8 protein-coding genes and 1 pseudogene are annotated in these 12,457 nt (G+C 65.6%); 5 read left to right on the forward strand and 4 right to left on the reverse strand.

Features of this window, described 5'->3' with window-relative positions:
- Positions 1-29: 29 nt before the first annotated feature.
- Positions 30-956 (reverse strand): DUF808 domain-containing protein, encoded by a 927-nt coding sequence (locus tag ACSDHM_RS17485; RefSeq protein ID WP_111008320.1) that lies wholly within the window; start codon positions 954-956, stop codon positions 30-32.
- A gap of 207 nt (positions 957-1,163) precedes the next feature.
- Between ACSDHM_RS17485 and ACSDHM_RS17490 the strand changes: the two are divergent.
- Both ACSDHM_RS17490 and ACSDHM_RS17495 read left to right on the forward strand, forming a co-directional pair.
- A pseudogene (locus ACSDHM_RS17490) lies at positions 1,164-2,810 on the forward strand (ABC1 kinase family protein); the annotation flags it as partial.
- 244 nt (positions 2,811-3,054) lie between these two features.
- On the forward strand, positions 3,055-5,160 hold the full coding sequence (locus ACSDHM_RS17495) for a phosphoglycerol transferase I (protein ID WP_227836814.1): 2,106 nt from the start codon (positions 3,055-3,057) through the stop codon (positions 5,158-5,160).
- A 529-nt stretch (positions 5,161-5,689) separates the two neighbouring features.
- Here the strand turns inward: ACSDHM_RS17495 and ACSDHM_RS17500 are convergent.
- Entirely contained in the window at positions 5,690-8,107 is a 2,418-nt protein-coding gene (locus tag ACSDHM_RS17500; RefSeq protein WP_439426451.1) for a DUF3772 domain-containing protein, read from the reverse strand.
- An 89-nt stretch (positions 8,108-8,196) separates the two neighbouring features.
- The gene (locus ACSDHM_RS17505) at positions 8,197-8,445 is read right to left on the reverse strand and encodes a hypothetical protein (protein ID WP_005419952.1); all 249 of its coding nucleotides are present in this window, start codon (positions 8,443-8,445) and stop codon (positions 8,197-8,199) included.
- Positions 8,446-8,627: 182 nt separating this feature from the next.
- Between ACSDHM_RS17505 and ACSDHM_RS17510 the strand changes: the two genes are divergently transcribed.
- From ACSDHM_RS17510 to ACSDHM_RS17520, 3 genes are all read left to right on the forward strand, one after another.
- Positions 8,628-9,122, forward strand: coding sequence for a lipocalin family protein (locus ACSDHM_RS17510; protein WP_005419954.1), 495 nt, complete (start codon positions 8,628-8,630; stop codon positions 9,120-9,122).
- Between the two features lie 12 nt (positions 9,123-9,134).
- Positions 9,135-10,343 carry an NAD(P)/FAD-dependent oxidoreductase gene (locus ACSDHM_RS17515; protein WP_439426452.1) on the forward strand — a complete coding sequence of 403 codons (1,209 nt, stop codon included), beginning with the start codon at positions 9,135-9,137 and terminating at the stop codon, positions 10,341-10,343.
- Positions 10,344-10,469: 126 nt separating this feature from the next.
- Positions 10,470-10,952, forward strand: a complete 483-nt coding sequence (locus ACSDHM_RS17520) for a hypothetical protein (protein ID WP_061480247.1) — start codon at positions 10,470-10,472, stop codon at positions 10,950-10,952.
- A 426-nt stretch (positions 10,953-11,378) separates the two neighbouring features.
- On the opposite strand, the gene ACSDHM_RS17525 is transcribed toward ACSDHM_RS17520, so the two are convergent.
- Entirely contained in the window at positions 11,379-12,380 is a 1,002-nt protein-coding gene (locus ACSDHM_RS17525; RefSeq protein WP_227836813.1) for an HlyD family secretion protein, read from the reverse strand.
- Positions 12,381-12,457: the final 77 nt, after the last annotated feature.

The following is a 12,457-nucleotide window of genomic DNA, read 5'->3' on the forward strand; positions in this document are numbered from 1 at the left end:
GCAGCCGAGCGTGGGCTCGGCTCTACAGATCATTTCCCGCGCAGCTTCTGGAACCCGGTCACCGCTGCCAGCACGATGGCGCCGGCGATGATGCCGACCACCATGTTGCCCACCGCGCTCACCAGCCAGCCCCACTGCCCTTCGCCGCCCAGCGCCTGCACCGCGTGGTGCAGGGCCGGCACGTTGTGCACCAGGATGCCGCCGCCGACCAGGAACATGGCGATGGTGCCGGCCACCGACAGGAACTTCATCAGCCACGGCGCCGACGCCACCAGCCCGCGACCGAAGGCGGCAATGGCACCGCCCTTGCGCGACAGGTACAGCCCAACGTCATCGAGCTTGACGATGCCCGCCACCAGCCCATAGACGAACAGGGTCATCGCCAGTGCGACCACGCTCAGCGTGAGGATCTGGTTGGTGAACGACGCAGTGGCGACCACGCCCAGGGTGAGCACGATGATCTCGGCCGAAAGGATGAAGTCGGTGCGGATCGCGCCCTTCACCTTGTCCTTCTCCCACGCGACCATGTCTACCTGCGCGTCAGCCAGCGCCTTGCGGCGTTCGGCCTGGCGCTCGGCATCGTCATCGGAGGAATGCAGGAAGCGGTGCGCCAGCTTCTCCACGCCTTCGAAGCACAGGAAGGCACCGCCGATCATCATCAGCGGCACGATCAGCGGCACGTTCCAGCCGCGGCTGTGCAGCCAGGCTTCCAGCGCACTGATCGCCAGCGCCGCCGGCACCAGGATGACCTTGTTGACCAGCGAGCCCTTGGCCACCGCCCAGACCACCGGCAGTTCGCGGTTGGCGTTGACTCCGGTCACCTGCTGCGCGTTCAGCGCCAGATCGTCGCCCAGCACACCGGCGGTCTTCTTCGCCGCGACCTTGGTCAGGACCGAGACATCGTCGAGCAGGGAGGCGATATCGTCGAGCAGGGCAAACAGGCTGGCACCGGCCATGGGGCGTCCAAGAATGGGAATGAGCGGATTCTGACCGATCCGCCGGCCTCTGCGATAGCTGCGGGGTTCACCGCATGCCCACCTTCCCCCGGCGACACTGCCGAATCCGGACATAGCCGGCCAGCGGCCGGCACTACCGTCCTTGCCGCATGGGAGTTCCGCTTGAGCAATCCGCCCACCGCCAATGGCAATCCTCCGCTGGTCAAAGGCATGAACCGGCGCAGCCAGATCCTGCGCCTGCTGCTGCGCTACCGCCATTCGGGCGTGTTCTCCGGCATGAATCTGGACGCCGCCAGCAACCAGGCCGACGTGCCCGCCGATGGCAACCCGGAACAGTTCGTCAGTGACCTGGAGGCCCTGGGGCCGACCTTCGTCAAGCTGGGCCAGATGCTGTCCACCCGCCCGGACATGGTGCCGGTGGAGTTCGCCACCGCCCTGGAACGCATGCAGGAAAAGGTGGCGCCGATCCCGGTCGAGCGCATCCACGCCATCATCGAGCAGGAGCTGGGGGTGGGGGTGAACAAGCTGTTTGCCTCGTTCGATCCCGAGCCGTTGGGTTGTGCGTCGATCGCGCAGGTACATCGCGCGGTGCTGCACGATGGCCGCCAGGTGGCAGTGAAAGTGCAGAAGCCTGAAGTGGCCGCGCAGCTGCGCTCGGACCTGGAAGCGCTGCGCAGCTTTGCGCTGGCCGCCGATCATCTGACCCAGGTGGGCCGCCGCGTGCGCCTGCGCGACTGGCTCAACGAGTTCGCCAAGACCCTGATGCAGGAGCTGGACTACCACACCGAGGCCGAAAACCTGGCCCGCTTCGGACGGCATCTGCGGCCCTTCCGCCGCCTGTGGGTACCGCAGCCGATCTGGGACTACAGCAGCCAGCGCGTGCTGACCATGGAGCTCGCCACCGGCGTGCGCGTGGATGCGATCTCTGGCGTGCGCCGCACCGAGCAGGACATGGATCCGCTGGCAGCGGCGCTGATCCGCGGCTACCTGGACCAGATCTTCGTGCATGGCGAGATCCATGCCGACCCGCACCCGGGCAACCTGCGGGTGATGCCCGATGGCCGGCTGGCGATCTTCGACCTGGGCATGGTCGCGCACATGCCGCCGCGCCTGCGCGAGCGGCTGCTGAAGATCCTGTTCGCCGCCGTCGATGGCCGCGGCGAAGAAGTGGCCGACGATCTGATCAGCATCAGTACGCGGCTGGAGGCCTTCGACGAAGAGCGCTACCTGCGCGAGACCGGCCAGCTGATCGCGCGCTACGCCGCCAGTGGCAGCTTCTCGGAAGGCCGCGTGGTGCTGGACATGGTGCGCATCGCCACTGCCTGCGGGCTGCGCACGCCGCCGGAACTGAGCCTGCTGGGCAAGGCCCTGCTCAACCTGGAAACCGTGTGCCGGCTGCTGGCGCCGGAGCTGGACACGCGCCGCATCGTCGAGCGCCAGCTGCAGCACGTGATGCGCGCGCGCCTGAAGAAATCCCTGTCGGCGGCCAACATCGCCAGCGAGGCGATGGAGCTGCAGCAGCTGCTGCGCGACGGGCCGCGCAAGCTGTCGGACATCATGGCGCTGCTGGCCGAGAACCGCCTGCAGATGAAGGTGACCGGGCTGGAAGAATCACGCCTGATGGAGAACCTGCAGAAGATCGCCAACCGCGTGGCGGCCGGCATCATCAGCGCCGCGTTGATCATGGCTGCGGCAATGATGATGAAGATCGACACCGGCTGGCACCTGTTTGGCTATCCCCTCATCGCACTGATACTGCTGTTGATCGGCGTGGTGCTGGGGCTGGGCATCGTTACCAGTGCATTGCTGTTCGATCGTCGCGCGCGGGCGCGCGAGGAACGCGGGCACCGCTGATGCATTGGCGAAAAGCCGCGTATTCATGCGGTTTTTAATGCAATCCAACGAAGCCTTTCACGCTCGTTTTACCTTCGCGGCGTGATTGCACGCGCATCCTTTCAACAAACATTTCAGTCAGCTTCGTGCATGCACTATCGGGTCATCGGCCTGTCATGTGGATGTGCTTGCAGCAGCGCCGGTCGGATGGACACGCGTCGGTACGACGTCCATCGCCACCACCCCGTCACTGCCGAAGCTGCCTATGCTCTGGATACTGCTGTTGTCGTTGTTGCTGCTGTGCTGGCTGTTCCTCGCGTCCAACAAGTGGGTGTGGTGGAAGGCCGGTGCATTCTCGCTGCTGTTGCTGATGCTCAGCGCGTGGTGGCTGATCGACAAGCTGTCCGGTGATGGGCTCAACGCCGCCACGCTTTATCACCTCGGCGCCGACATGGAAGGCGCTGGTGTCTCCGACTTCAAGGGCTACATCGCCGGCTTCATCGTGCTGGCGCTGGTCTCGCTGCTGCCGCTGTTTGCCACGCGGGTGAAGCGCTGGCGCCGGCCCGGCCACGGTGGCGCGCTGTTCGCCGGCTTCGCGACCGTGTGGGTGGCCACGATCCTGATCAGCCCGCTGGCCCGTGACGGCCAACGCCTCTACCAGCAGCTGCGCCCGGTCGATTTCGCCCGTATCGCCCCCGAGTACCAGGTGCCGACTCAACCGCTGCAGCGCCCGCGCAACATCGTATGGATCTACGGTGAAAGCCTGGAACGCACCTATCTGGACGAGGCCGTGTTTCCCGGCCTGATGCCCAACCTCAACCGCCTGGCGTCCAAGTCGCTTGACGTGCGTGGCCTGGCCTCGGCCGAAGGCAGCGGTTGGACCATCGCCGGCCTGGTGTCGTCAATGTGCGGCGTGCCGCTGACCACCTCGCAGGGCGACGAGAACAGCATGGACCGCATGGGCAGTTTCCTGCCCAAGGCGGTGTGCCTGGGCGACTACCTGAAGCAGCAGGGCTACACCAACCATTACCTGGGCGGCGCCAACGGCCAGTTCGCTGGCAAGGGCCAGTTCCTGGCCAGCCATGGCTTTGACGAAGTGCATGACCTGGCATGGTTCAAGCAGCAGAAGAAGATCGGCCGCATCCACTACTCGGCCTGGGGCGTGCACGACGACGTGCTGCTGGACACCGCCTACCAGCGCTTCGAGCAGCTCTCGCGCGCCGGTTCACCGTTCATGCTGACCACGCTGACCATGGACACCCACCACCCGGCGGGCCACCTGCCGGTGTCGTGCAAGGGCGAGCGCTACCGGAGCGGGTACGGCAACATCGGCCTGCTCAATGCACTCAAGTGCACCGACCGCCTGATCTCACAGCTGGTCGAGCGCATCCAGGCCAGCCCGTATGGGAAGGACACGCTGATCGTGATCGCCTCCGACCACCTGGCGATGCCCAACGATCTCAGCCACGTGCTGGCCAAGCAGAAGCGCGAGAACCTGCTGCTGTTCCTTGGCGACGGCATTGCCCCGCAGCAGCTCAGTGCCGACGCTGGCACCACCCTGGATTCCGGTGCGACCCTGCTCAGCCTGCTGGACCCGAACCTGAAGACGATGGGCTTTGGCCGTTCGCTGATCGACCCGCAGCGCGCGCCCAGCGCCAGCGTGGCCGCACGCCGCGATAATGGCCGCGACTACCCGCAGTACCTGGCCTTCGCCCGTTCGCTGTGGCTGGGCCAGCCGACCCGCGAGCTGAAGATCGATGGCGATGACCAGGTGGTCGTTGGCCTGCAGCACGTGCAACCGCCGGTGCTGCTGGAGTACGACAAGGATTGGGGCCTGAAGTCCGTGTATCTGGAAAACACCTCGCGCCAGTTCGATGATGCCAACCCGGACAACACCCTGGCCTACGTCGACCGTTGTACCGCGTTCGAGGACGGCTCGGCCGACGGCGACTGGTGCGCCCTGCTCGTCAACCGCGACAATGGCATCAAGCTGTACCGCGACAACGACCTGCGCGGTGGCATCGCGGTGGATGCACCGCTGGATACGCTCCAGGGCCCGCGCCCGAGCGTGCGCCAGGCACACATGATCACCCAGAAGGGACGCCGTACGCGTGCCGGCCAGTACATGCTGCAACTGGTGGCGAGCACTCGCCCGGACCGCGGCTTCTGGATCGAAGCGGTGTCCTCGCAGCGCAAGGTGGTGCTGGCCCAGCAGTGGGTGCAGCCCGATGCCAACGGCAAGATCAACGTGTCGTTCGGGCTGGATCACGAAGTGGACGATCTGGAGATCCGCGCGTGGTTGAACCACGCCGAGAAGCTGGCGGTGGATACATTCGCACTGGTGCCCTCGCGCAGCCGACCGCGGGGGTAGGGCTATTTGCAGGGCTGCGCCCTGCCACCCGTGGTAGTGCCGGCCGCTGGCCGGCAACCTCAGAAGCAACAGCAACAGCTGGCATTCCGTGGGATGGCGGGGCGGTGTGGGTTGGCAGGACACGCCGTAAACCCGTCCATGGGGGCTCGATGGCGCCATCCATGGCGCCAACGGTCCTGCCAACCCACACCGCCCCACCTTTGACAGATTCCGTGTGCTGTTGGTGGGTGTCGACCTTGGTCGACACACTCTGTCAGTTATCGAAAATCAAAATGGGGTCAGATCCGTTTTCCTCCGGAAAACGGATCTGACCCCAAAAGCAATTCCAACAGATCGCGGAAATCTGTCGAAGGCGGGGCGGTGCCGGAGTGTGGGGTGTCAGCCGCATGGATGCGGCTGCCAAGCCTCCATGGAAGGATTCACGGCGTCCCCGCACTCCGGCACCGCCCCGCCATCCCACGGAATGCACGCTGTTGCTGTTGCTGTTGCTGTTGCTGTTGCTGCTGAGCTTGCCGGCCAGCGGCCGGCACTACTGCGGATCGCGGATGATGTGGATGTCGGTCGGGGTCGACAGCGGAATGTTCCGCTCGGCCAGGATCTGCAGCAGGCTGAAGTACAGGTCGCTGCGGGTGGCGTACACCTGCCGCGGGCTGGCAACGTAAGCGAAGCTGTTGATGGTGATCTGGCCACCGGCAATGCTGTCGATGTAGACCGTCGGTGCCGGCTGATTCAGCACATTCGTGTGCGCGGTGTACGCATCCAGCAGCGCCTGCCGCAGATTGCCGACATCCGTGCTGGGCGGCACCGCGAACTGGATCTGGATGCGGCCCTGGTTGTTGCCCATCGTCATGTTGCGCACGGTCTTGGTGACCAGCTCGGAGTTGGGCACGATCAACGTCGACTTGTCGCCCACCTGGATCTCGGTCGAACGCAGGCTGATGCGGCGGATGTCGCCCTCCTGGTCACCCAGCTTCACCCAGTCACCGATCTTCACCGGCCGCTCGGCCAGCAGGATCAGGCCGGAGACGAAGTTCTGGGTGATCACCTGCAGGCCGAAACCGATACCCACCGACAGCGCGCTGACCAGCAGGGCCAGCTTGCTCAGCTGCAGCCCCATCGCGCTCAGCGCCCAGATCACCGCGATGATGATCCCCACATAGCGGGCAACGGTACTCACCGAATTGCGCGCGCCCAGGTCCAGCTCGGTCTTGGGCAGGTAGGTGTCGGTCAGCCAGCGCTGTACCAGCTGGGTAACGGCCAGGCCAGCCAGCAGCACCAGCACCGCCAGCACGATGCGCACCGGCTCCAGCTTGGTTCCGCCAATGTCGAATCCAGACGTGAACAGCGAGGAGAAGCGCTCCACCACCGCGCCGATGTTGCCGAACGGTGCCACCAACGCCAGCAGCGCGATCAGTACGACGATGGTGCGCAACGCCGCCGACAGCAGCACGCCCGCCTGTTCCAGCCGCGATACGCTCAGGCCGGTGCTGAGCAGGATGGTCTGGCCGACCTTGCTGTCGGCGTTGAGGATCCAGGTGCTCAGGTCATCGACGAACTTGAACAGCAGGGTTGCGGCCAGCACTACGATGCTGCCGCCGATCAGCTGCTGGTTCACGAACCTGGCGAAATTCAGGTAGCCCAGCAACGTGGCAACGATGGCGGCCACCACCGCGATGTTGCCCGCTACTCGGGCAAGTACCAGCCAGCTGCTGCGGCGCACGGGCGTGGTTGCTCCCACGCCATCGGCCTGTGCTTCCAGCTTGGCCTCGGCCTCGGCGGTCTGCCGCCGATGCAGGCGCGCCAGGGTCACCAGCATGGCCATGATCAGGCCGAGGTAGGTCAGGGCAATCAGGCCGTCCAACGCCACCGTGGTGACGTCGCTGGTGCGCGTAGCCTGGTCGAGGGCCACCAGCACCGTGCTCAGCCAGGCCAGCACCGCCGCGCCCCAGGCATACTTGCGCAGCTTCAGCGCGGCGGTGTCGTCCAGGTTCAACAGCCGCCATGACGGGCGCTTGGGCACCAGCAGGCAGGCGCTGAGCGCGGCAATGAAGGCCGCACGGAAGGTGGCGGTCTCCAGGCCGTCAGCCACCACCTGCAGGCGCGGCGCGATGGCATCGATCGCATCCAGCGCCGCCATCAGCACCACTACCGCATAACCGGGCAGCAGCGTGCCCACCAGCAGCAGCCACATCGCCAGGCCAGACCGGCGCAGTCGTCCATCAGGCGCGCGCTCGGACGCGGCGAACTGCCGCCCCAGCCTGCGCAGCCACAACCGCAGCGGGAACATCATCACCAGCGCGGCCAGCAGGCCCAGCAACGGCGTGCCCCAGCCATGGGCGCGGATGCCGGCGACCAGCGCGTCACGCCCCTGCTCGGCCAACGGCGCAACGCGCGCGATATCGATCGGCAGACGCTCGGCCACCTTGCTCCACAACGCAGGCGACAGCGGCGAGGCGACCTTCTGGCCCAGTTCTTCCGTGCGTTGTGCGGTGCGCTGCTGTTCGATGTCGGTCGCCAGCTGCTGTGCACGCACGGCACTGGCCTTGGCCTGGGCCACCGACGCGGCCAGCCCGTCGCGCTGCCTGGTTATGGCCCGTCGCTGCGCTGCCAGCTCCGGCGGCTCCGTGGTGCCCTCGGCAGGCGTTCCCAGCTGCGCCAGCTGCTCGTTGATGCGATCCAGCTGGGGCTGCAGTGCCTTTTCCAGTGCCTCGGCGTCACGCCGTGCCTGCGAGGCATTCTCGGACAGCATCGCCAGCGTCTCGGTGGCTTCCGCATCGCCACGCTTGCGCTCGACATCCTTCAACCGCGAATCGATGTCCGCCAGCTGCTGCTTGGGCGTGGGGTCCTCCTCCTGTGCCAGCACCGGCGCGGACAGCAGGAAGGCAGTGCACAGCAGCAGGACCCACCAGGGCCCCCGTGCACGGATCGATCGCAGGAAAGAAGACACGCAGCCACACCGGTTCGCGCGGACCACCGCGCCTGCGCGCGACTATACGGCACAGGCGGTAAACGGCGGATGGGGGACGTGCAGCAGTATCAGTACTTCAGGCGCAGCTCTTCCACGGTCGGCTGCTGCAGCGCGTACCAGTCCTGGAACTCTTCCTCGGTGATCTCATCGGGCGCATATACCGCCACCGGGTGCCACTCGTGGTCGGTCGGCAGTGGCTGGCGCGGGCCGGCTCGCAGGCTGTAGCTGACGCCCTCGTAGTCGACCAGGTCGTCGACCTGCGGCCACTGTTCGCGCGCGAACGCGGATTCACTCTTCAACAGGATCACCTGGTACATCGGCACCTCCACCTCGGTTGGATCAGGAAAACACGGCGCTGGCGGCAGGATACCGCCATGCCGGTGACAACAGGCACGTCGCATCGGCGACGGATCGTTCTGGACGCGGCCATCGCCCCGGCTTCACCCGCCCATGGCGAGCCCATCGGCATCGTGGAGGCCCGCCCCTGCCACGATGACCGATGACCGAGCACCCGCCGCTGAAGACCGTCGCCGACCTCAAGCTGCCGCGCTACCTGGGCACCTGGTACGAGATCGCGCGCCTGCCGATGCGCCACGAGCCGGAAGGCTGCACCGATGTATCGGCGCACTACACCCTGCTCGACAACGGCAACGTCGGCGTCACCAACCGCTGCCGCATGGATGGCGAGATCGAAGAGGCCACCGGCGAGGCCTGCGCCGTCGACAACGACAGCGCGCGCCTGGAAGTCAGCTTCCTGCCCAAGGGCCTGCGCTGGCTGCCGTTCGCCAAGGGCGACTACTGGGTGATCCAGGTCGCCCCGGACTACAGCGTCTCGCTGGTCGGCAGCCCGGATCGCAAGTACCTGTGGCTGCTGGCGCGCGAGCCACGCCTGGACGCGACCGTGCAGGACCATTATCTGGCCGCGGCCCGCCTACAGGGCTTCGATCTGTCCGAACTGATCCAGACCCCGCATACCGGCCACCCCACCGCCTGAGCACGACCACGCATGGATCTGAAAAGTGGCTACCCATGGTGGGCAGTGCGCAACGGGCTGCTGCAGGCCTTTCCCCCGCTGGAGCAGGATCTGCGCTGCGACGTGCTGGTGGTCGGTGGCGGCATCACCGGTGCGCTGATCGCCGACGAACTGTCCGCCCACGGCCACGAGGTGGCGGTGATCGAGCAGCGCGACATCGGCTGGGGCAGCACGGCGGCCAGCACCGCGCTGCTGCAGTACGAGATCGATACCCATCTGCTGGAACTGGCCGAGCGCTATGGCAAGGATGCCGCCGCCCTGGCCTACCTTGCCTGTGCCGACGCGATTCCGGCACTGGCTGAAGTGGCACGCGGGCTGAAGGAGGTGGACTTCCGCCAAATGGACAGCCTGTACCTGGCCAGCCGGCGGCGCGACGTGCCGCGACTGATGGCCGAAGGAGCTGCACGCCGTGATATTGGACTGGACGCGCGTTGGCTGGACCGCGAAGCCCTGCGCGAACGCTTCGACGTGGACGCCGGCGGCGCCCTGCTGACCCGCCAGGCAGCGCGGGTCGATCCCTACTGCCTCACCTACGGCCTGCTCAAACGAGTGCGCCGCCGCGGCGGCCATGTGCACGACCGCACCGTGCTGCACACGCTCAGGCCTGGCGCGCCGGGCGTAACCGCGATGACCGAGGCCGGCGCCACGGTCCGTGCTCGCCACGTGGTCCTGGCCATGGGCTACGCCAACCAGCGTTGGCTTGAACAGCGGGTCGCGCGCAACCGCAGCAGCTACGCCTTCATCACCGACCCGATCGATGCGGACACGCTGGGCCGGCTGCAGCGCACGATGGTGTGGGAGAGCGCACGCCCGTACCTGTACCTGCGCGCCACCGGCGACCGCCGCCTGCTGGTGGGTGGGCTGGACGACGCCATCGATATCCCGGCGCGGCGCGACCGGCGCGTGCAGCGCAAGGCCGAAAAGCTGATGGATCAGCTGCTGCACTGGTTCCCGCAGCTGGACCCGGTGCCCGCCTTTTCCTGGGCCGGCACCTTCGCCGAAACCGCCGACGGCCTGCCCTTCTTCGGCCCGCACGCGCAGTGGGGCCCGCGGGTCCATTTCGCCATGGCCTACGGCGGCAACGGCATCACTTATTCGATGATCGGCGCCCAGCTGCTGCGGGCCCGGATCGAGCGGCGCAGGCATGCGCTGGAAGGGCTGTTCGGGTTCGAACGGTTGTAGCGTGCAGTCAGGCATGGCCTGGCTCTACCGCAAGCGGGCGCCGACAGGCATCATTCAAGCAACCCCTGCTAGCGTCGGCCTGTACCGCCGCGTGTTGCGCGGCCACCTGTCCGCTGGAGCGCCGTCATGATCCGCCCCCTGACCCTGCTGCTGTGCCTGGCCCTGCCGGGAACCGTGCTGGCCCAGTCCGCCGCTGGCGCTACCGCGCCGCAGGCTGCCGGCCTGGACCTGACGCTGCCGCAGGCGCCGCTGCGCTACCTCAACGACCCGGCCCTGCAGCAGGACCCGCCCGGCACCTATTACGGTGACAAGAGCGGCCCACGCGTGCACGACGACGCCAAGATCGCCGACGTCACCGACGACAAGGTCAAGGTGTCGGGCAGCTTCACCACTGGCATCGGCTATTCCAAGAACGGCGGCAACAGCCACTACAACGCGGCCACGCTGAATTTGAGCAAGAACTACACCACCGATGAGGGCAAGACCCACGGGGTCAACCTCAACATCCATGTGAGCGAGGGCAAGGGCCCGGGCTTCTTCGGCCCGTATGGCGGCTACTACGGCCGCGGCCCGGGCTATTGGGACTACCCGCCGCCGTACGGCTGGTAAGCCCCGCGCCAGGCCTGAGCCGACCAAGGTCGGCTGCTACCGCTGCACATGCCTGGGCGGCAACCGCACTGTAGTGCCGACCGCCGAATGACCCGAGGCTGCGGCAGGAACGGCGCCCATTGAACTACGAGCGAGCCTAACGCCGCCGCCAAGAGCCACGGCGCAGATGTGTAAGCGCAGGCAAAAAAAGGGGCAGCAGGGGCGGCGCCATCCGTTGATTAAGCGGAAGGCTGCCAATAAGGGCTAGCCGATAGATCTGCCGTCCGATCGCACTGCCGAATTGCCAGATCAACCAGTCAGGATTTTCGCTCCAACGAAAGTCAGTGAAGTCTATGATCAGCAACATGGCATGTTTAGGGGAACCCGCCCCTTCCCGAGTCTGGGCCCGGGGTGAGGGCAACCCCAGGAGAACGCAGCACGCAGCGGCTATTCTCCAAATTTTCCCGTGACAGAGTAGAGTGGCTCAAGCAACCACTCATAGAGCCTTCGGCGCTCCCCCATGATGTCCGCCTCAAGCTGCATGCCAGGACGCAGCGGCTCCCGATTTCCATATGCTAGAACGTCCTGGCGGTCCAGCGAAACGAGGACACGATAGAGGGATTGGTTTGGATCGCTGCTGTCCTTGCCTTTCAACAGTGCGCTTCTGGATATACGAATTACGGTCCCCTCATGAGTACCGAACTTTTGGTATGGATACGCTTGGTACCTCAGTAGAACTCGATCACCCACCTTTACGAAGCCTATTGCGGAACTCGGGACAAGCAGCTGCGCTCTCAGCTTAGACCCTTCAGGTAACAGGCTGAGAATCGCTCGACCGGCCTGCACCGCCTGACCAGCTTCAACCAGACGATTCGCGACGAGTCCAGCTACGGGGGCCCGAAGTAGGAGCTCACCGTCGGCCTCCATCCGAATGGCCTCCTGGCGCAGCGCCGCCAAGTCACGCTCAGACGCGGCCTTGGTCGACAGCCTCTGCTGTGGAATCTCCGCAAGGCGCTGCTCCAGTTCAGTCAGACTCCTACGAATTGACGTCGCCTGGCGTTGGAGCGCCTGCTGTGCGTTGACCATCTCAAGTGTTGATTGCTCTTGCTGGTTGATCTGAACGAGACTCACATAACGCTGATCTTCCACGCTTCTGTAGCGAGACACCGTTTCGCGACCGATCCTAACCTGCTCGCCGCGCCTTTTTATCTCAGACTCAATCTGAGCTAGCTCCCGCAACATCTCGCTACGCTGCGCTTTGGCGCCGTCCAGCTGGACTGCAAACTGTCTATCCTGGAACTCACTGATTGCGCTTACGCTTGCGATTCGGCTCTTCTGGGCATCGAGCAAGGTAGACACAGAATCGCGACCGGAAGACGTGACTCTTGGAACATTCACTGTCAGCAGTCCATCCTGAACACGAACATGGTCGCCCTCCTCGATATTCAACCTTGACACAACACCTGCAGAGGGCGCTACGATCAGTTTGCACCGTTCAGCGGCATTGCCTATCTTGGCGATCTGTA

It is taken from the genome of Stenotrophomonas sp. T8 (genome assembly GCF_051853085.1).
GTDB classification, from domain to species: domain Bacteria; phylum Pseudomonadota; class Gammaproteobacteria; order Xanthomonadales; family Xanthomonadaceae; genus Stenotrophomonas; species Stenotrophomonas sepilia.

Bases quoted from the DNA above. Each gene is read 5' to 3' on its own strand.
- ACSDHM_RS17520 (WP_061480247.1), top strand. From the start codon at position 10,470: ATGATCCGCCCCCTGACCCTGCTGCTGTGCCTGGCCCTGCCGGGAACC.
- ACSDHM_RS17485 (WP_111008320.1), bottom strand. From the start codon at position 956: ATGGCCGGTGCCAGCCTGTTTGCCCTGCTCGACGATATCGCCTCCCTG.
- ACSDHM_RS17510 (WP_005419954.1), top strand. From the start codon at position 8,628: ATGACCGAGCACCCGCCGCTGAAGACCGTCGCCGACCTCAAGCTGCCG.
- ACSDHM_RS17515 (WP_439426452.1), top strand. From the start codon at position 9,135: ATGGATCTGAAAAGTGGCTACCCATGGTGGGCAGTGCGCAACGGGCTG.
- ACSDHM_RS17495 (WP_227836814.1), top strand. From the start codon at position 3,055: ATGCTCTGGATACTGCTGTTGTCGTTGTTGCTGCTGTGCTGGCTGTTC.
- ACSDHM_RS17505 (WP_005419952.1), bottom strand. From the start codon at position 8,445: ATGTACCAGGTGATCCTGTTGAAGAGTGAATCCGCGTTCGCGCGCGAA.